The organism is Shewanella sp. FJAT-52076, from assembly GCF_019457455.1.
Taxonomy (GTDB): Bacteria; Pseudomonadota; Gammaproteobacteria; order Enterobacterales; family Shewanellaceae; genus Shewanella; species Shewanella zhangzhouensis.
This window is the reverse complement of the sequence record NZ_CP080415.1, coordinates 563,438-582,715: the sequence shown is the minus strand read 5'-3', so window position 1 is coordinate 582,715 and position 19,278 is coordinate 563,438. Positions and strand designations below refer to the sequence as shown.

18 protein-coding genes are annotated in these 19,278 nt (G+C 54.9%); 9 read left to right on the top strand and 9 right to left on the bottom strand.

Annotation, left to right across the window (positions count from 1 at the left end):
- Nucleotides 1–537 precede the first annotated feature (537 nt).
- From putP to K0H79_RS02550, 3 genes are all read left to right on the top strand, one after another.
- Nucleotides 538–2,034, top strand: coding sequence for a sodium/proline symporter PutP (gene putP, locus K0H79_RS02560; RefSeq protein ID WP_220066592.1), 1,497 nt, complete (start codon nt 538–540; stop codon nt 2,032–2,034).
- Between the two features lie 299 nt (nt 2,035–2,333).
- Entirely contained in the window at nt 2,334–3,437 is a 1,104-nt protein-coding gene (locus K0H79_RS02555) for a phosphoribosylaminoimidazolesuccinocarboxamide synthase (RefSeq protein ID WP_220066591.1), read from the top strand.
- A gap of 183 nt (nt 3,438–3,620) precedes the next feature.
- Nucleotides 3,621–4,079, top strand: a complete 459-nt coding sequence (locus tag K0H79_RS02550) for a universal stress protein (RefSeq protein ID WP_220066589.1) — start codon at nt 3,621–3,623, stop codon at nt 4,077–4,079.
- A gap of 55 nt (nt 4,080–4,134) precedes the next feature.
- Here K0H79_RS02550 and K0H79_RS02545 read toward each other — a convergent pair whose 3' ends face one another.
- A complete protein-coding gene (locus K0H79_RS02545; RefSeq protein WP_220077198.1) occupies nt 4,135–5,061 on the bottom strand; it encodes a zinc metalloprotease in 927 nt (308 codons plus the stop codon).
- Between the two features lie 279 nt (nt 5,062–5,340).
- On the opposite strand from K0H79_RS02545, the gene K0H79_RS02540 reads away from it, so the two are divergent.
- Nucleotides 5,341–5,838, top strand: coding sequence for a GNAT family N-acetyltransferase (locus tag K0H79_RS02540; protein WP_220066587.1), 498 nt, complete (start codon nt 5,341–5,343; stop codon nt 5,836–5,838).
- 82 nt (nt 5,839–5,920) lie between these two features.
- On the opposite strand, the gene K0H79_RS02535 is transcribed toward K0H79_RS02540, so the two are convergent.
- Nucleotides 5,921–6,628 (bottom strand): SIMPL domain-containing protein, encoded by a 708-nt coding sequence (locus K0H79_RS02535; RefSeq protein ID WP_220066586.1) that lies wholly within the window; start codon nt 6,626–6,628, stop codon nt 5,921–5,923.
- A 241-nt stretch (nt 6,629–6,869) separates the two neighbouring features.
- Between K0H79_RS02535 and rimO the strand changes: the two genes are divergently transcribed.
- Entirely contained in the window at nt 6,870–8,294 is a 1,425-nt protein-coding gene (gene rimO / locus K0H79_RS02530) for a 30S ribosomal protein S12 methylthiotransferase RimO (RefSeq protein ID WP_041409650.1), read from the top strand.
- Between the two features lie 3 nt (nt 8,295–8,297).
- Here the strand turns inward: rimO and K0H79_RS02525 are convergent, their stop codons facing one another.
- Entirely contained in the window at nt 8,298–8,537 is a 240-nt protein-coding gene (locus K0H79_RS02525) for a ribosome alternative rescue factor ArfA (RefSeq protein ID WP_220077197.1), read from the bottom strand.
- 235 nt (nt 8,538–8,772) lie between these two features.
- On the opposite strand from K0H79_RS02525, the gene K0H79_RS02520 reads away from it, so the two are divergent.
- Nucleotides 8,773–9,612, top strand: coding sequence for an ABC transporter substrate-binding protein (locus K0H79_RS02520; RefSeq protein ID WP_258405461.1), 840 nt, complete (start codon nt 8,773–8,775; stop codon nt 9,610–9,612).
- Nucleotides 9,613–9,725: 113 nt separating this feature from the next.
- On the opposite strand, the gene pmbA is transcribed toward K0H79_RS02520, so the two are convergent.
- On the bottom strand, nt 9,726–11,069 hold the full coding sequence (pmbA, locus tag K0H79_RS02515) for a metalloprotease PmbA (RefSeq protein ID WP_220077196.1): 1,344 nt from the start codon (nt 11,067–11,069) through the stop codon (nt 9,726–9,728).
- Nucleotides 11,070–11,235: 166 nt separating this feature from the next.
- On the opposite strand from pmbA, the gene yjgA reads away from it, so the two are divergent.
- A complete protein-coding gene (gene yjgA, locus K0H79_RS02510) occupies nt 11,236–11,784 on the top strand; it encodes a ribosome biogenesis factor YjgA (RefSeq protein ID WP_220066582.1) in 549 nt (182 codons plus the stop codon).
- Nucleotides 11,785–11,834: 50 nt separating this feature from the next.
- Here yjgA and K0H79_RS02505 read toward each other — a convergent pair whose 3' ends face one another.
- The 4 genes from K0H79_RS02505 to K0H79_RS02490 are packed head-to-tail and all read right to left on the bottom strand — an operon-like array spanning nt 11,835 to nt 16,452.
- Nucleotides 11,835–12,995, bottom strand: coding sequence for an ABC transporter permease (locus K0H79_RS02505; protein WP_220066581.1), 1,161 nt, complete (start codon nt 12,993–12,995; stop codon nt 11,835–11,837).
- Nucleotides 12,992–14,119, bottom strand: coding sequence for an ABC transporter permease (locus K0H79_RS02500; protein WP_220077195.1), 1,128 nt, complete (start codon nt 14,117–14,119; stop codon nt 12,992–12,994). Before K0H79_RS02500 ends, K0H79_RS02505 begins: the two co-directional genes overlap by 4 nt.
- Nucleotides 14,120–14,122: 3 nt before the next feature.
- A complete protein-coding gene (locus tag K0H79_RS02495; protein WP_220077194.1) occupies nt 14,123–15,091 on the bottom strand; it encodes an HlyD family secretion protein in 969 nt (322 codons plus the stop codon).
- Nucleotides 15,088–16,452, bottom strand: a complete 1,365-nt coding sequence (locus K0H79_RS02490; protein ID WP_220078069.1) for a TolC family protein — start codon at nt 16,450–16,452, stop codon at nt 15,088–15,090. Before K0H79_RS02490 ends, K0H79_RS02495 begins: the two co-directional genes overlap by 4 nt.
- A gap of 723 nt (nt 16,453–17,175) precedes the next feature.
- Here K0H79_RS02490 and K0H79_RS02485 point away from each other — a divergent pair.
- The gene (locus K0H79_RS02485) at nt 17,176–17,766 is read left to right on the top strand and encodes a TetR/AcrR family transcriptional regulator (protein ID WP_220066575.1); all 591 of its coding nucleotides are present in this window, start codon (nt 17,176–17,178) and stop codon (nt 17,764–17,766) included.
- A 109-nt stretch (nt 17,767–17,875) separates the two neighbouring features.
- Nucleotides 17,876–18,910 carry an NADP-dependent oxidoreductase gene (locus tag K0H79_RS02480; protein ID WP_220066574.1) on the top strand — a complete coding sequence of 345 codons (1,035 nt, stop codon included), beginning with the start codon at nt 17,876–17,878 and terminating at the stop codon, nt 18,908–18,910.
- A gap of 152 nt (nt 18,911–19,062) precedes the next feature.
- Here the strand turns inward: K0H79_RS02480 and K0H79_RS02475 are convergent, their stop codons facing one another.
- On the bottom strand, nt 19,063–19,236 hold the full coding sequence (locus tag K0H79_RS02475; RefSeq protein WP_220077193.1) for a hypothetical protein: 174 nt from the start codon (nt 19,234–19,236) through the stop codon (nt 19,063–19,065).
- Nucleotides 19,237–19,278: the final 42 nt, after the last annotated feature.

Below are 19,278 nucleotides of genomic sequence, written 5' to 3'. Positions count from 1 at the left end.
CGCACCTTCCTCAGTATTAACCAATCAGGACAAACTTGTTTGCAGGTAAAATATTCTCCCCAGACTGCTAAATAACCGCAGAAATTATTAAAGTCTGACTAAATAATTTCAGAAAAATTATTCTACCGTAAGTCACTGCCCTACGGGAAAATATTAAGAATCGGCTGACGACAAAATCAACCAAGAAATAGAACACATCTTCAACCGGCCTTGAAAATTCAGCCGATAATTTACATAATAGCCCGGTCAAATTCATTCGAATGCTAAAAAATACAACACGAAAATGTTGACTTAGTTGGCTTTCAAATGATTTTTTCCGCGATTACAATCAAGCAGTTAAAAAGGAAATCATCATGTCATCCTCTAACTCACAGGATCCAGACACGAACGTGTTACTGGATACTACCGCTATTAAAAATAAGCTTATTTATTCAGTTCAATTAGTCTGCTTTTGGCTAATTCTCTCAAGCTATATATTCCCTTGGCTATCAGCCAATATCAAAAATATACTTCCTTCGAAAAGCAGGTAATTTTTAAATGGAACACTCCAGCTATATTTCGCTGGCACTCTACTTTATTGCCATGTTGGCAATAGGGCTGTTTGCCTATCGTAATTCCACCGATGATCTTGCGGGCTATATGCTTGGCGGGCGTCAGGTCAGCCCCCAAGTTACCGCCCTTTCCGCCGGGGCATCCGACATGAGCGGTTGGATGCTGATGGGGCTGCCCGGCGCCATGTTTACCATGGGCTACGACGCCCTGTGGATTGCAGCAGGATTGTTGCTCGGTGCCCTGCTGAATTATCTGCTGGTCGCCCCCAGACTCAGAGTGTTCACCGAAGAAGCCAATGACGCCCTCACACTGCCAGACTTTTTCAGCAAGCGCTTCAATAAAGACAACGGCTCGGTGCGCATGATTTCAGCGGCAGTCATCATCCTATTTTTCACCCTGTACACATCCGCAGGATTGGTCGCTGGCGGTAAGTTTTTTGAATCGGCGTTTGGCTTACACTACCAAGTCGGTTTGCTGGTCACTGTGTCTGTGGTGGTAGCCTACACACTGCTCGGTGGGTTTCTGGCGGTCAGTCTGACTGACTTCGTGCAAGGTTGTATCATGTTCATCGCATTGGTGTTGGTACCCTTGGTTGCACTGCAGGAGTTCAACAGTGGCAGCGAAATGCTGGACCAGGCCGGGCGCAGCATTACGCCGTTGACCGACTCCTTCGAACAAATGAGTCTATTGGCCATCATCTCCAGCCTCGCCTGGGGACTGGGTTACTTTGGTCAGCCCCATATCATTGTGCGCTTTATGGCAATTCGTTCGGTGAAGGACATTGCGACAGCCAGAAATATCGGCATGAGCTGGATGTTGGTCACCATCATAGGCGCGTTGGCAACCGGACTCATCGGCGTGGCTTACGTGAACAAATTCAAGCCGGGTTTGGATGATGGTGAGACTATCTTCATTCTATTTTCTGAGATCCTGTTTCATCCGCTTATCAGTGGCTTCCTGTTGGCGGCGATTCTGGCAGCGATTATGAGCACCATTTCCTCGCAGCTCCTGGTGTCATCCAGTTCACTGTCTGAGGATGTTTATCGCGCCCTGTTTCATAAAGAAATGGATCAGAAAGCCACTGTGACCGCAGGTCGCATCGGCGTGCTCGCGGTGGCGGCGGTGGCAACCTTGCTGGCGCTGGACAATAACGCCAGCATACTGTCTCTGGTCGGCAATGCCTGGGCAGGCTTTGGTGCCGCTTTCGGCCCCCTTGTACTCTTGAGCCTGTTCTGGCGCAGAATGACCCACAGCGGTGCAGTCGCTGGCATCATCAGTGGTGCGGGCACTGTCATTGTCTGGAGTCAGCTGCCACTGCTTGAAAACAGTCAACCGCTGTCCAGCCTGATATATGAAATCGTGCCCGGATTTATTGTCAGCGCCACCACCATAGTGCTGGTGAGCTATCTGGGGCGTGCGCCCTGCAAGACGACCCAAAAAGCCTTTGAGGTCACCCGGGAAAAGCTCAAACAAGCCACCTGACCCTCGAGTGCCCGCCGCTACGGCGGGCCTTTTGGTATCTAATGCAGCGAACAGTCTTTTAGCTGTACGGACTACCGTCGCCATGGCAAATTTTCCCAATCGTTGTAAAATACCCCATCTTTTGCAGTGGGCAGATAGTCAGTGAACCATCCCAATCACAGTCTGGATACCAAACGCACTTTTCTGAATGCGCTCTCGTATCATTCGCTGCAATCCCCGATATTCCGGGAAACAGGCACACACCATAATAAGCCTGCCCGACTTAACACTGACCCCACACATTCAGAGGAATACTCGTCATGAGTCTTGCTGATTCCGTACTGGCCGTGAACAACGACCTGCCCATCCGTACCGACAAACCTGTGCACAGCGGCAAGGTACGCAGCGTTTACTGGCTGACCGAGGCCGACAGCGCCCGCCTTATCCGCGAACGCGGCTACGATGTCCCTGCCGACACGCCGCTGGCCATCATGGTGATCTCTGACCGTATCTCCGCCTTCGATTGCATCTTCCACGGTGAAGGCGATTTGCGTGGTATTCCCGGTAAGGGCGCGGCCCTCAATGCCATCTCCAACCACTGGTTTGGGCTGTTCAAAGAGAACGGTCTGGCCGACAGCCATATTCTGGACATTCCACATCCTTTTGTTTGGATCGTGCAAAAAGCCCGCCCCATCAAGGTTGAAGCCATCATTCGCCAATACATCACAGGCTCTATGTGGCGCGCTTACCAAAAGGGCGAGCGTGTGTTCTGTGGCATCACATTGCCAGAAGGACTGGAAAAAGATCAGAAGTTGCCTGAGCTTTTGATCACCCCGTCCACCAAGGGCATTCTCACCGGTATTCCCGGCGTGCCAGAACAGGACGATGTAAACATCAGCCGCGCCGATATCGAAGCCAACTTCGAAGCCTTTGGTTTTGAAAAGAAAGAAGATATCGACCTGTACGAAAAGCTGCTCAAAGAAGGTTTTGGCGTAATTTCCGAAGCGCTGGCCAAACTTGATCAGGTGTTTGTGGATACCAAGTTTGAATTTGGCTATGTCACCGACCGCAACGGCAATTCCAAGCTGATTTACATGGACGAAGTAGGCACCCCGGATTCTTCCCGTATTTGGGAAGGCGCCGCCTACCGCGACGGCAAAATTGTGGAAAATTCAAAAGAAGGTTTCCGTCAGTTCCTGCTGAACCACTTCCCTGATCCGGACATCCTGCTCAACAAAGACCGGATGCCGGAACGTGAAGCCCTGGCCCGCGACAATGCCCTGCCGCTGGATGCCATGATGAATGTATCCCGTACTTACACCGGCATCGCCGAGAAGGTAACTGGCCGCAAGATTGAACTGTCCGACAATCCCAAGGCAGAAATCATCGCCATCCTCAAAGAGCAGTACGCTTTGGTGGATTAAGGCGTACGCGCCCCGAAACGGCGCACTTAATTCCGCACAACAAGCCCCGGCCAATGCCGGGGTTTTTGTTACCTTAAAATCGCGTTATCCCTTCTATAAGCCCCTGTATCAAACCTTTAGCCGACAGAAAAAACACTATAATTTAAAGTGCCCTTCCCCTACATTCAGCCAAAGGAGGGAAGTATGGACAAGCAATATATTCTCTACCCAACAGACTTCTCTGAAAGCTCAACCCACGCTCTGCAACAGGCTCTGGATCTCGCCCAAAAGAGCCATCAAAAACTGCGCCTGCTGCACGTGATAAGTCGTCCTTATGGCGATGACATCACCACAGAGCCACACCATGAAGACAACTTCGGCATAGTGGTAGCCAACGCCACAGAGCAGCAGGCCCATTCGGCAGCCTATGCCAAAGAAAGGATCAACGCCTTGCTGGCCGGCCTGCCACCGGATCAGGAAGTGGAAATACAAATAGACAAGGGCAATGCCACCAGCCAGATCCTTGCCGAGGCGGCACGGGATGATGTTGCCATGGTAGTCATCGGCTGCCATCATCATGCCCCTTTCACCCACTGGCTACATCCCAATGTGGCAGCGCAGGTAGTGAACAAAGCCCACTGTCCCGTATTGGTGGTCAGGTAGGGCAACTTCTCCAACAAAAAAGGCACCCGAGGGTGCCTTTTGAACAGTCCAATGATTAGAGATTACGGTAGGTAAAGCTCAGTTCATCGGCGCGGTTGGCCTGACCTTCCGAAAACTCATACATGCAGGAGTCGTCGGTGTAATCCATGAAGTTGGTGATGGGGTCCAGGCCGGGATAACGGCTACCGGCGCAGGAATCACGGTTCACAGGACAACCATAAGCAGGGCTGCGCTCTGCCGGAGTATCGGCAACATAGTCACCATTGCCGCTGCAGCCACCCTGGAAGGTGTGATACAACCCCAGCCAGTGGCCCACTTCATGGGTACCTGTGTCGCCTTCATTATAGGGCGCGGCACTGCCGCCGGGCAGGCTGGAGTAGAGCACAACCACACCGTCATTTACCGGATCGGATGCATAGCTGCTTGGGAAGGTTGCCCAGCCCAGGAGGCCGCCGCCCATGTTGTTGGTGTAGAAGTTGAGGTCTGAGGCATCGCCCTGGCGCAGTGCCGCCTTCATTTCCTTCTCAGCGGTTGAACCATGGGTAGCCGTGAACCAACTGTTATTGGCCGTACGGGTGATACCTGCCACTTTAAAGGTAAAGGGCGTATTGGCATAAGCATCGTTCAGCACATTGATTTGGGAATTTATTGCACCTGCAGACAAATCACCATTGCCGCCGTTATCAGTGATTACGTGCATATACACATCAACCACCACGCTGCCATTGGGACGAGGCTGATAAGTGCTGCCACCACCGCCTCCGCCACCACCTGGCTTACCTTTGGCGGCCTTCAGAGTTTGAAAATGTTTCTCACGTAATTCGGCTTCCTGGATGCTGGGCTGCTTGGTACCACAGCGCAGGAAGGATGCATTGGGGTTGGCATTGTCTAAGGCATTGTCGTTTTTGGCATTGCCAATCGCAGGCACTGTAGCCAAACCCAGTGCCATTATCAGGGTAGAGGTCTTTGCAATAAAGCTCACAATGGGCTCCTTGTCTTTATCTTGTTAGTCAAATCACGGCGTACCGTGCGACACAGACACCAACGACGCAGCCTGAAACGGCACAAACTACATGATGTAACCCTAAAGCTAGCGAATCACCCGGTGTTAATCAAATGATCCAGCATTGTTAATTGAAATGATAAGACCAGTGTTCCCAATATCCGGGCTTTCATCTGCACAGCAGCAACCCGGCGAGACGCTGGCAAGGGCGCTGCACCCTTGGCATACTGGTCATCTTCTTACTGACTCCTTACCACTATGCACATAGCTTCCTGCCAATTCGAACAACACGGCGCCATCATTCAGCACATCTTTAACCACGCCATCGCCAACACCACAGCGCTCTACGAATATGAGCCAAGGGACATGGCAAGAATTGCAGCCTGGTTTGCACAAAAGGAGGGGGCGTACCCTGTGCTGGGTGCCTTTGATGAAAAGGGTGACTTGATGGGATTTGCCAGCTATGGCCCATTCCGGGGCTTTCCGGCAAACCTCTATTCGGTGGAGCACTCTGTTTATGTTCATCCGGATCACCGTGGCAAAGGGGTCGCACTGCAGCTGATGCAGGCGCTTATTCAAGCGGCGAAGGATGCCGGATTGCATATGATGGTGGGCGGCATAGATGCCAGCAACAATGCCAGCATAGCCCTGCACCAGAAGCTTGGCTTTGAACATGCTGGCACCTTAAAAGAAGTGGGCTATAAGTTTGATCGCTGGCTGGATCTGGCCTTTTATCAGCTGAAGCTCAGCAACTAATCCTCTGCTTTAAAAAGATATAGAGAGCCGGTATCGGCTCTCTATATTGTTCGCAAACCAGTCAGACCACACGAAATTCAGATCAGTCTTTCAGTCGATAAGTCACTTCGACCCTGTCCGACAGGGTAATGTCACCGGACTGATAGCTTTGCCCTACCCCATTGTCGGCTTCCATCATGGCCGCTTTGTACATCACCGGGCGAACCGGCCCCTGATCGTAGTAGCGTATATGCCACACGCCCTGAATTTTGGCGCCAAAGCCCTGGGCCAGCGACTCGGCCTTGGACTTGGCATCGGCAATGGCAAGCTCCCGCACCCTGGCACGGGCGGCGCTGTCATCGCTGAGCTCAAAGCTGATATTGCCCACCCGGTTGATTCCTTCGGTCAGCGCCGAGTCCACTATTTCATTCACTCTGGACACATCTGTGATGCGCACCGTCACCCGGCGATTGGCGCCATAACCTATCAGCTGAGGCTCGGCATCCTTGTGGTACTTGTACTCGGGATTGATGATGAGATTGGCACTTTCAATCTGCTCGCGCTTCACACCGGCGGCCTCCAAACGCTTGATAAAACCGGCCACGGCCTTGTCAGAAGCGCCCTTTACATAACGGGGATCCTTACCTTTGGATACCACCTCAACCGAGATAACGGCGGTGTCGGGCGTCACTTTCAGCTCGGCGACTCCCGTGGTGTCCAAAGTGGGGAACTCGTTTGCCTGTGCTGATGAAGTCAGGGCTGTCACGGCAAACAGGGCACTCACGCCGAGGGCTGTCAGAGTTTTTTTCATGGGATTCTCCTTGGTTTTCAAATCTGTCTGACGTTACAAACGACATAAAATTCAAAAAGGGTTAAATTTTTCAAAAAAATTTTCCATCATCTTGCTGAACAAATTTTCACCACACACCCTGTACCTTTCGGGCACTTGCGGTATAATCGCGCGCACTTTTTTACTGCCCACAGCCCAAGCCACTGTGCACCCGGCCCGGCGCGGTAAATGAAACCAGTCACGCAATATCGGAACGCGCACTTTGAACAAGACAGTCGAAACTTTTGATCCCAAGCAGACTACCACGCTCGAGACCCCAGCCAAGACCCTGGCAGCAGAAGCCAAGGCCAGCGACGGCACCATTCAGGGCAATCGTATCGGCTTTGTCAGCCTGGGCTGCCCCAAGAATCTGGTGGACTCAGAGCGCATTCTGACCCAGCTGCGTATCGACGGTTACGAGGTAACCAACAGCTACGACAATGCCGATCTGGTGATTGTAAACACCTGTGGCTTTATCGATGCCGCTGTGGAAGAGTCGCTGGACGCCGTGCGTGAAGCCCTTGAAGAAAACGGCAAGGTGATTGTGACCGGCTGTTTGGGTGCCAAAGAAAACCAAATTCGCGAAGTGCACCCCGATGTGCTGGAAATCACCGGCCCCCACAGCTATGAGGCTGTGCTGAACCACGTACACAAGTATGTGCCAAAGCCTGAGCACAACCCTTTCACCTCGTTGATCCCCCAGACAGGTGTAAAGCTGACGCCCAAGCACTACGCCTACCTGAAGATTTCTGAAGGCTGTGACAACCGCTGCACCTTCTGCATCATCCCAGCCCTGCGTGGCGACCTGGACAGCCGCGGCGTCGGCAGTGTGCTGGACGAAGCCAAGCGTTTGGTTGAAAGCGGCGTACAGGAAATTCTGGTAGTGAGCCAGGACACCTCCGCCTACGGCAAAGACAAAGATGGCCGCACCGACTTCTGGAACGGCATGCCGGTAAAACAGGACATCACCAGCCTGGCACGCCAGCTGGGTAAGATGGGCGCCTGGGTGCGTCTGCACTACGTGTACCCATACCCCTGGGTTGACGACTTGATCCCGCTGATGGCCGAAGGTCTCATTCTGCCTTACCTGGACCTGCCGCTGCAGCACGCCAGCCCACGCGTTCTCAAGATGATGAAGCGTCCGGGCCGGGTTGACCGCCAGTTGGATGCCATCAAGAAATGGCGTGAGATCTGCCCTGACCTGGTGATCCGCTCTACCTTTATCGTGGGCTTCCCCGGCGAAACCGAAGAAGACTTCGAAATGCTGCTGGACTTCCTGCGTGAAGCACGCCTCGATCGCGTTGGCTGTTTCAAGTATTCCGAGGTGGATGGCGCCGTGGCCAATACCCTGGCCGAGCTTATCAGCGAAGAAGTGAAAGAAGACAGATACGAGCGCTTTATGGAAGTACAGGCCGAAATCAGCGCCGAGCGTCTGGCCCGTCTGGTTGGCCGTGAGCTGGATATTCTGATTGATGATGTTGACGAAGAAGGTGCCATCGGCCGCTCTTACGCCGATGCCCCTGAAATCGATGGCATGGTGTTTATCAATGGCGAAACCGAGCTGACTCCCGGTGATATGGTGCGTGCCCGTATCGTTGCCTCGGACGAGCATGATCTCTGGGCCGAATTGGTCGCCCTGGAAGACTGACGTTCAGCGCATTAAAAAACGGGCTTTATGCCCGTTTTTTGTCTTTGCCGTGCCAAACGCCCTAAAATCAAAAGGGGCATCGCCCTTAAGCTGATGCCCCTTCTGGTTGCGAGCCTTGCGTTGATAAGACCCTTTGCCTTTTTTCGGTTTCTCGACCTTCAACCTGAACAGGTCTGAGGTCACCAGCGCCTTGACGGCGTTGTCGCGGATCTCTCCGCGGCCATGATCGTGATGCTTGCTCACTGATTTGCTCCTTTGGTTAAAAACCGGCCAAGCATAAGACCAATGGCCACCGGGATCCAGATCAAATTTACGCGTTCGTACGCTATTTCTGTTTTCCCCCACCCAGTTTTTTGTGTAACTCTTAAGCAGGCATGAAGCCAAGAACAGAGCAATCAAGGAGATATATTAAGTGAGGCCGCCGTTATTCTTACTGTTGATGCTCTTGAATGTGCCCGCTGTTGGGTGCGAGTTGACCATGGGTTACCGCACCAACGAACGCCTGCCTTATATTCACGCAGAGCCCACGGATACCGGGCTTTTTGTCACCCTCTTTGAGGAGGCAGCAAAGCGTATTGGCTGCAACCTGACCATAATCCGTGCCCCGAAAAACCGCATTATTCGCGAATTGGAGCAGGGCCATATCGATTTCTACCCCAGCTTGAGCTTTACCCCGAAGCGTGCCAAATATGCCTGGTTTTTCCCGAACGGCCTGCCGGAGCGCTATACCGGGATCAGCCGGATAAATTCGCCGGATATCAAACAGCTCGATGAGCTGGTTCCCCATAAGATGGTGCTTCTGATGGCACCCGGCAGTTACGACCTTGGCGGACTGCCCAAGGGACTCAATCAGCGCCGCCCCCAGGACCTGGATATTCCCAAGGCCTTTGCCATGCTCAGGGCCAACAAGGGCGACTTCTTTATTTATGATGAATTTACCCTGGAGTATTACCTCCATCAGGAAGGGGGTGATGGCCTCAAACTGCACCCTGATTGCTGCGAAAAGCCCCGCACCATGTTCTTTGGTTTTTCCCGCAAGAGTGCTCATTTTCAAGAGATAGCCAACCCGGACTTTTTAGCCGACAAGCCGATGTCCGCAAACAATCAGCCGGGTATACCGTCACCCAACAGTGTTGCCAGGCAGCTGGTGCAGGCGCTTACCGAGATGATGCATGATGGCACCATCGCAGCCTACAGAGAAGCTGTGTTACATCCAGAGATACAAGCACCCTCTGTCATCACACCAGAAGTTCAAGCCACAGACGCGCCGCCAACCGCTGCAGAAGCCGCCTCCAAACAAGACAAACTGCAGCCATAGCCGGTCCACTGGCTGAGTGATGCCTTCACCGGGTTTTGGCTAAAATCGGCTACAAAAAAGCCCCGGCAATACGGGGCTTTTTTTGGCCTGAATGGCCGATTCTGTCAGGCGTATCAGTTACCTGCTACCTTCATGCTATCCAGCAGGATACCGCCGGCGCGGATGGAAGAGCGCAGATCTCTGTCCTGACTCACGGCCTGAATACTGCGATACATGTCTTTAAGGTTACCGGCGATGGTGATTTCTTCCACCGGGAACTGGATTTCACCGTTCTCCACATAGAAACCGGCCGCGCCGCGGGAATAATCACCCGTCACCATGTTCACGCCCTGCCCCATGACTTCGGTCACGATAAGCCCCTTGTCCATCTGGCGTACCAGGGCATCGAAATCCACGCCTGTGTCATTCAGGGTCCAGTTGTAAATACCACCGGCATGACCTGTGTTGGTCATCCCCAGTTTACGGGCCGAATAGGAGGTCAGCAGGTAGGTGGCGAGCAGCCCGTCCCTGATGATGTCTCTGTCCACAGTCGCCACCCCTTCGCTGTCGTAGGGGGCGCTGGCAAGGCCCGCCAGCAGATGCGGCTCTTCGCGGATATTCAGCCACTCGGGGAACACCTGGGTGTCCAGCGCATCCAGCAGGAAGCTGGATTTGCGGTACAGGCTGGAACCACTGATTGCACTGATAAGATGACCAATGAGGCCGGTGGCAACCTCGTGGGCAAAGAGTACCGGCATGGTACCTGTGGCAATTTTGCGGCCACCGAGGCGACTTAATGTCTTGGCAGCAGCCTTTTGCCCCACCAGCTCGGGAGACAGCAGCTCGGCATATTTGCGGGAAATGCTGTAATCGTAATCCCGCTGCATGTTGCCATCGTCTTCTTCGCCAATCACAACGCAGCTTAAGGAGTAACGTGAAGAGCAGTAGCCATTGAGGAAACCATGGCTGTTGCCATACACCTTGATACCCGTGTGGGCATTGGCGCTGGCACCATCGGAATTTTTAATGCGCGGATCGGCGTCGAGGGCAGCAGCCTCGGCGCGAACAGCAAGCTCTGTCAGCTCTTCCGGAGTCAGGCTCTCTGGATGATAGAGATCCAAATCAGCCACGGCTTTGGCCATTAAACTGGCTTCTGCCAAACCGTTGCAGGGGTCAGAGGAGGTGTAGCGGGCGATATCATCTGCGGCCTTTACTGCCTGACGGATGGCCTCGGGGCTTAAATCAGAGGTGGATGAACTGCCCTTGCAGCCATCGCGGAATACCGTGATCCCCAGTGCACCGTCTTTATTGAATTCAACGGTTTCCACTTCCTTGAGTCGGGTAGAAACCGACAATCCCTGTTGCTTGCTGATGGCCACTTCGGCGGCGCCGGTTCCCAGGGTTTTGGCGTAGTCCAGCGCCATGGCCACGGCATCCTTGAGGGCGTTCAATTCCAATTCAATTTTGTTAGATGACACTGTCTTGCTCTTGTTCACTGCCTGATGGGGCTAAGCATAACAAAGCCCTGTGGCAAATCACATCCACAAATGTGCTCCCTTTGCAGACAAAATCTGCGCCCGAGGCAGCAGTTTCCCCTGCTTAATGGTAATATTGCCGGATTGCGTGTAGAGAGGTTTTTAGCGAATGAACGTCGTTGGCGATCCAGAGAATTTCAAACAGCCCTATGATGATGACGAAAACTATGTCAGTAAGTCATCTTTCAAGCGGGAATCCCATGCTGCCCAGGACCTGGGTAAGCGTCTGCTTGGTCTGAGCAAGAGCCAGCTCGAAAAGCTGGATCTGGAAGAAGACTTGCTGGATGCCCTGGCTGCAGCCAAAAAAATTAAACCCAACAGTGAGGCCCTGCGCCGTCAGGTCCAATTTATTGGCAAACTGATGCGTAACCTGGACACCGAGGCCATAGTCGCTTCGCTGGACAAACTGGCCAACAAGAACAACAACCAGGCAGCCCGTCAGCATGTACTGGAAAAAATTCGCGATCGTTTGCTCACCGAAGGCGACAGCGAGATCCAGGCGCTGGTAGAGGAACACCCCGCATTTGACCGTCAGAAGCTGCGTCAGATGGTGCGTGCCACTGCCAAGGAAGTCAGCAAAGATGCCGAAAAAGGTCTGGAGTCCAAGGCGGCCAAAGAGCTGCTCAAGTACCTTAGGGACAATACTCCCGAGTCTTGAAGACTGCCATACCGCCAGACAGATTAACGCCCCGCAATGCGGGGCGTTTTTTATGCCTGTTTGGGGATACCCGGGCGATCAACTTCCCGCTGCCTGACAGCCAGCCCCCACCACGCCAGCGCCAGATACACCAGTGCCAACACCCAAAGGGTTAGCCATTCAGAGAACACAGCGTCAAATCCCGCCCCCAACTGATTGAGTTTGAGCATGCCAAAAATGGCAGGCACCGCCGGAATGGCCTGTGCCGCCATCACCAGAGGCTCCGGAATGAGCGAAAGCGGCCACACAAAACCGCTGACAAACAGAATCGGCATGGAGGCCAGCAACATCACCTGAGTAGGCATGTCGCGGCGGCGGAACAGGCAACTCGCCGCCACCCCGGCCGCGGCGGTAGCCACATAAAAAGGCACGATAAAGGCAGCGATATCCCCAAGCCCCGCCTGCACACTGACCCCATACCAGTGATAACACCAGCCAAGGTAAAAAGCGCCAAGGGCAGCATAGATAAGGCTAAATGCCGCAAGACGGCCCATCAAGAGTTCAAGGGCCGACACCTGCTGCCAATAACCCGATTTACGCCATTGCCCGGCCCCCAAAATACCGGTACCAATCAGCAATGTCTGATGCAAAATGAGCAGGAACAGGCCGGGCACCACATAGGGGGTGTAACCCAAACCCGGGTTATAGGCAGGCACTGCATTCAGGTGCATGGGTGCCAGACTGAGGCTGGCACCGGCAAAAGACTCGCCCCGACTCAACATCCCCAGCAGCTGTACCGACTTTGCAGCATCCATACCGGCGGTCACCAGGCCCTCCACCAGTGCCGAGTAAACCAGAAAGTAACTGGCATCGCCGCCATAGCTGAGAGTCGCGCCCTTGCCCAGCAGGAGATCGCGTTTAAAGCCCGCCGGGATCACCAGCAAGCCATGGAAGTCGCCGCTGGCAATATAGTGCTGCGCCTCGGCCACACTGCCTGCCCCCCTCGCCACCCGGATTTTCGGGCTGGCATCGGCATGACGGATAAGCTCCCTGCTGAGGCTGGTATTATCCAGGTCAACCACCACCAGCGCCTGCTCGGTAGGCACCTGATTCAAATAGGGCAAGGGGTACAACAAGGCATAAAACAGCACCCCACCAAACAGGGTCACGGCAATCGCCTTATCGGCGACTATGGCTTTGAGTTCCTCAAGGATAAGCCGCAGCAGTGTCATGGCTGCGCCTCCTTAAGCCCTTTTCGTGCCAGCAGCCCTATTGGTAACAAAAGCAGAAAAAATGGCATAAAAGACAAATTCTTACTCAGTAACTCCATGCCGCTTACACCGTAGCTCACCAGGGCAATATGGGAGTCAATATAGTGGCTCGATGGCATCAGCAGTCGCCAATACTGCGCCGCTGCCGGCATATCGTGCACCGGAAAAGTCACCCCCATAAAAGCAAAGGCCGGGGCAAACAACGCGGTGCAGAAACTCACCACACGGGCGGACTCCTGCATCAAAAAAAATATCACTGCCACTATCAAAAAGACCGCCAGCAGCAGGCCCAGCATGGCGGGGATGAGCCACAGCGGCGAGGCCGCCACCGGCAGTTTCAAATAGCCAAACAGCAGCGCATGGATAAAGAGCCCCTGCAGCATCAACAGCGGTGTGTAGCAGAGCAACTTGGCACCCAGTCTTGGCAGCATGCCAATGGCTTCTTGCCGCGCCGCGGGCTCCAACTCGCGGTTGAGGGCGTTGGCAAACACCAACATGGCCGTGAGCTGCCACAGGGCAATCAGCACCGGCGGCACCAAAAAGCCCACGTAGTTGTTGTTACGGTTAAAGAGCGCCGTGGTTTGGGTGGCGACGGGGGCGATATTGATGTGCGCCTGATGGGGATTGGCTCCCCGGGCCAGCTGCTTGCTGTAGGCCAGCGGCTTCATGGCATCGGCAATGGCTTGCTGCAAATTGGCGGCAAGCAGTTTGCCCACCAATAAGAACTGGCCGTTGTAACGCACATCCACCGTGGGCTGTGCGGCAGTTTTTAATTCGCGGGAAAACCCGTGGGGCACCACCACCAAGGCATAGACCTCGGCGCGGTTCATGGCATCCTGGGCCTGTGGCAAAGACGCAAAGGATATGGGGCTGACGACAGGGTTTGCGGCCATATGGCGGCCCAGCTCACGGCTCAGGCTGCTGTTATCCAGGTCCACCATGGCCACCGGCAGTTGCCTCGGCAAGGCGGCACTGAAAAGCCACCAAAGTGCCAGCATGGCAAGAATGGGCAGGTAGCTGACCAATGCCAGTTGCCAGGGGTTTTGCCACAGTGCGCCAAGCTCACGGCGCAACAGGGTTTTCATCGCTTATTCCCAAATGGCAGACATGCCAACCCGCAACCCTTCGATGGGGTGCTGGGGCACCAGCTCCACCTTGAAGGTGCGCAGGTCAAAGTCGTGGCCACTCTCGGTGGAGCGCCAGGTGGCAAAGTCGCCCATTACCGCAATGTGGCTCACCTTAAACTCGGTGCGGGTATCCAGCGCTGGAATATACAGCTGTTTCAGTTCGCCTTTTTTCACATCCTTGAGCATGTCTTCCCGCAGCTGGAACACGGCCCAGGCGTCATTCATGTCCACCAGACTCACCACAGGGAAACCGGACGGCGCCAGCTCGCCGGATTGCAGCAGCACTTCCGACACTTCACCGCCCCGTGGCGCGCGCATCTGGCTGTCGGCCAGAATGGCGCTCACTTCTTTCACGGCGCCCTCGGCCATGCGGGCATTGCCGGCGGCGGCCGCCTTGGTTTCTTCCCGGGCGCCTTCTTCGGTCATCTGATACACCGCCAGTGCCGCCTGCTCCGTGTATCTGGCCGCCTGCCACTGGGTATAGGCTTCATCGCGCTTTTGCCTTGGCACCACGCCTTCGTTAAAGAGGTTATCCACTCTCTCGAAAGTGGTTTTGGCGAGATCCAACCCGGCTTTAGCCTTGAGCCACTGTTCTTTCTGGGCGGCAATCTGCTGCTTGCGGGCACCTGTGTCGGCCTCAAGCTGCATGGCGCGGGCAGCATCCCGGCCCCCTTCAGCCTGCATCAACTTGGCATTAAGCTCGGGGCTATCAATCACGTAGAGCAAGTCCCCTGCCGCCACAGTATCGCCGGTGCGCACCATCACCTGTTCAATGCGGCCGGGCACCTTGGAAGAAACATGGTATTCACGGGCTTCAATCTGGCCCTGCAAGGGCGCCTTGGCAGGTGTGTGAGCCAGCATCAGCCCCCAGCCGAGGGCTATCACCAGCGCCACCAGTGCAGACGTTGCCAGCAAACGGTTGACTGTCATTGTTTTTCTCCCATGGTGGCCGACACCCGCTGGGCCTGACCGATAAATTCATCCAACAGCCCTGAGATGGCCATCAGGCGCGCATAGGCCTGCACATAACGAAACTTGGCACCCAGCTGCTGGGTATCCACGGCGGTGAGTTTCAGTTCGGCGTCCACCCGCTCGATAGAGGTGGACATGCCCTGATTAAAGGCAAGCTCCCTAAGCCGCAGGTTTTCCATCGCCAGCGCCCGCGAGCTGTCGAGGGCACGGTATTCTTCTTCGGCCTGCTTAAGCTGACGAAAGCTTTGCTCCAGTAACAGACTCAAGTCTTCCCGGGTTTGCGCCTTGGTGTGGCGGGCCTGCAGCAGTGCGCTGTGGGCGGCTTCGACCTTGCCACTGCGGCCGTCGCGGGAGAGCAGCGGCATCTTAAAGCCCACTCCCAACATCCAGTCCGGCTCCATTTTCGCGAACAGACTATCGTCCTCGTACAGGGTGTAGTTGCCGTAAAGGAATACTGTGGGCTTGTAGGCGCCGCGCTCAACTTCAATCAGGCCGCTGGCCTGGGTTTCCTTGGCATCCAGTAACTTAAGCGCCGGATGGGATTTTTGGGTCAGCTCTGCGAGGCGCGGCAGCGAAGGTTCGCTTGGCGCAATAAAAAGCCCTGACGAGGGGGTGTCGGCTTTTTTCAGCAGGCTTTTCAGGGCGATATTGGTCATCTCATACTGACGGCGACTGCTGGACGCCTGCACCCTGGCGTTATCCAGGGCCACTTCGGCGTTCAGGCGCTCGACTTTGGCGATTTGTCCCTGGGCCTCAAGCTTGCGGGCATGGTCGACGTGTTTTTCCAGCGACGCCACCAACTTGTCCTGGGTACGGGCCAGCTCTGCCGCCACCATCACCCCGTAGTACCTGTCCACCAGGGTGGTAAACAGCTCGCGGCGAGTGAGCTCACGCTGCTGCTCTTCTTCAGCAAGCAGGGCCTCGTGTATACCCTGGGCCGCACTGATGCGCCCACCCGTGTAGATGGGCCACATGGCCGACAGGCTGGCACGGAAAATATCCTGCTCGGTAAAAGGAGTGATAAAAAGTTCGCCGGGAATACTGCCAAGGGCCGCACCTAGGGCGGGCGGCAGACTTGCGGGGTCGAGTGAGGCCATGGGATTAAGATCCCGAAGGTCCATCTCCAGCGGCTTTTCAAGGCGAGTATAGCTGCCATTGAGCGACAGCTCCGGCAGGTTCATGTCTTCACCGGCATCACGCTCGGCGCGGGCCCGGTCGACCTTGGCACTGGAGGCTGCCAGTTTATCGCTAACCTGTTGCAACTGCTGCCAGGCCTCATCAAAACTCTGGGCATGGGCAGCTGTGGCTATCACAGACATGCCGGCGCAAGACGCAAGCACGGCCGCAAACAGAGCTGATTTAGTGATGCGGCCTTTTTGCGCAACAAGCGCACGCCTTGCCCGCTGACGGGACGAACACACCATTTTTGGCAGACAAACCAGTGTGGTGATAGGTTTCATTGACACCCCTAGAGCATTAACTCTAATTCCAGTGGCGGATGATAGCATTCCATTCTCTGACTCACCAACGGGCAGTTGAGCGCCATGACATCCACATCACGTTTGCCATCTCAGATCAGCACCCGTGCATTGCCGCCCAATACCCTGCGCCGCAAAGACTCAGTCGCCAGGCCGAAAAGGCCGCCAATAAGCCTTGGTAAGTCCCCGGATCCTAATCTTTTTTGGTGAATGTTTAAACCTTGGAGTGTGACCCCATTCAGTAACCAATACCCTTGATGACAAATGCCTGCATCAGGATTGCTTCGCAAAAAGTGTAACTGGTAGCTAACTGGCGATTGCGCAGCGGAGCATTTAACCCACGACCTTCTGTCGCTTATAGAGCGACTAATCTGCAAAGCCGCAATCAACTATCAATCACAGCAGGCTTATAAACGCAGCACATTACAACTCGGGTCGCACAGGCAAAGCAAACACCACTTGCCCCGCGAGACTAACCAACTGACTTCCAACGTTACCGTGCGATCACCAAGCAAAAAAAAAAAACACTAGACGACTGGTCTAATTGTCGATATTATCGCCGCCATGAACACCAAAACCCAAGACACCCGGCAACACATACTCGACATTGGCTACCAACTGGTGGTCAACAAAGGCTTTGCCGGTGTGGGCCTGTCGGAACTGCTGAAAAACGCCGAGGTGCCCAAGGGCTCCTTCTATCACTACTTCAAGTCCAAGGAGCAGTTTGGCGAAGCCCTGATCCAGGCCTACTTCAGCGACTACTTAAGCCAGCTGAACCAGCTGCTTGAAGCTGCCCCGGGTAATCACTTTGACAAGCTGATGCACTACTGGCAGCGCTGGAGCGAGCAAAATAGCTGCCAGGGCCAGGCAGGGAAATGCCTGGTGGTAAAGCTTGCCGGTGAGGTGTCGGACCTGTCGGAGCCCATGCGTTTGGCACTCCTTAGTGGCACCAACCGCATCATAGGGCGAATAGCCGATTGCATAGAGCAGGGGCGAGTGGCGGGCGAGCTCAACATCGGCGACAGCCACCAGATTGCCGAGCAGCTTTATAACCTGTGGATCGGCGCCAGCTTGCTGAACAAGATACGTTTGGACGATGCGAGCCTGCAGCAGGCACTGCTGACCACCAGACAGGTGTTGCAGCCCACGGCCTGAGCCGGAAGCCAAACAAAAGCATAGTCCCAAATCCAAGCCGCTATTTCGATAGCGGATTTTTTGAAACGAACACTAGACGACTGGTCTAATTTAAATAGAGGACAGAGTTATGACTGATTCCATCAACCGCCGCATCGTGTTGGCCTCACGCCCCGTTGGCGCCCCCACCAGCGACAACTTCCGCCTGGAAACCCTGGCCAAACCCGAACCCAGGCAGGGTGAAGTGCTGCTGCGCACCATCTACCTGTCACTCGACCCCTATATGCGCGGCCGCATGAGCGATGCCAAGTCTTATGCCGAACCTGTAGCCTTGGGCGAAGTGATGATTGGCGGCACCGTCTGCCAGGTGGAAGTGTCCAACCATCCTGACTTTGCCGTGGGTGAGTGGGTACTCGCCTACAACGTGGGCTGGCAAAGCTATGCCGTGTCCGGCGCCGAAGGCCTGCTGAAACTGGGGGCCAATCCAAGCCACCCTTCCTACGCCCTCGGCGTGATGGGCATGCCGGGCTTTACCGCCTATATGGGCCTGCTCGACATTGGCGCGCCCAAAGCCGGTGAAACCATAGTGGTGGCCGCAGCCACCGGGCCGGTTGGTGCTACCGTGGGCCAAATTGGTAAGCTCAAGGGCGCACGGGTAGTGGGTATTGCCGGCGGCGCCGACAAGTGTCGCCATGCGGTTGAAGTACTTGGCTTTGATGCCTGTATCGACCACAAGTCAGCCAACTTTGCCGCCGAGCTGGCCGCCGCCTGCCCCGACGGCATCGACGTGTACTTTGAAAACGTCGGCGGCGCCGTGTTCGATGCCGTCATCCCGCTTTTGAACACCAGCGCCCGTATTCCGGTGTGCGGCCTGATTTCCCAGTATAACGCCACCGGGCTGCCCGCCGGACCGGACAGACTGTCGTTGCTGATGGGGCTGATTTTGACCAAGCGCATCAAGGTGCAGGGCTTTATCATTTTTGATGATTATGGCCACCGTTACGGAGAGTTTGAGCAGGACATGAGCCAGTGGCTGGCCGAGGGTAAAATCCAGTACCGTGAACAAATTGAGCAGGGTCTGGAAAACGCCCCCGAGCAACTGATTGGCCTTCTGGAGGGCAAAAACTTCGGCAAGCTGGTCATTCAGGTGAACCAGCCTCTCTAAATGTTTGCCTGAATCCGGCGCTAAGCCCCCAAGGCCGCAGCGAAGAAGTCCAGAGCCAAGCTTTAAGAGCTGAGTATTCAGGAAGAATCCTCGATGAAAAAGCCTGTCCAGTGGACAGGCTTTTTATATAAGTGGCTGATGCCCGACACCTTTCAGGGGCGATAAGCCTGCACAGCGTTTTGGGATTCCGGCGCCTCACTCAGTGCCGCCAGCCCCGGATCCACAGGCTCGCCCCTGGCTGTCTCACCGCTGTTTACCTTGGCATCCGGTTTATCTGCCGGTTTAGTCTGCTCAGCCTGTCCGCCACACGCACCACAACAACTCATTTCGATGTCCTCGCTTTGGTTTTCCTGGCCCGGATTTCCTGC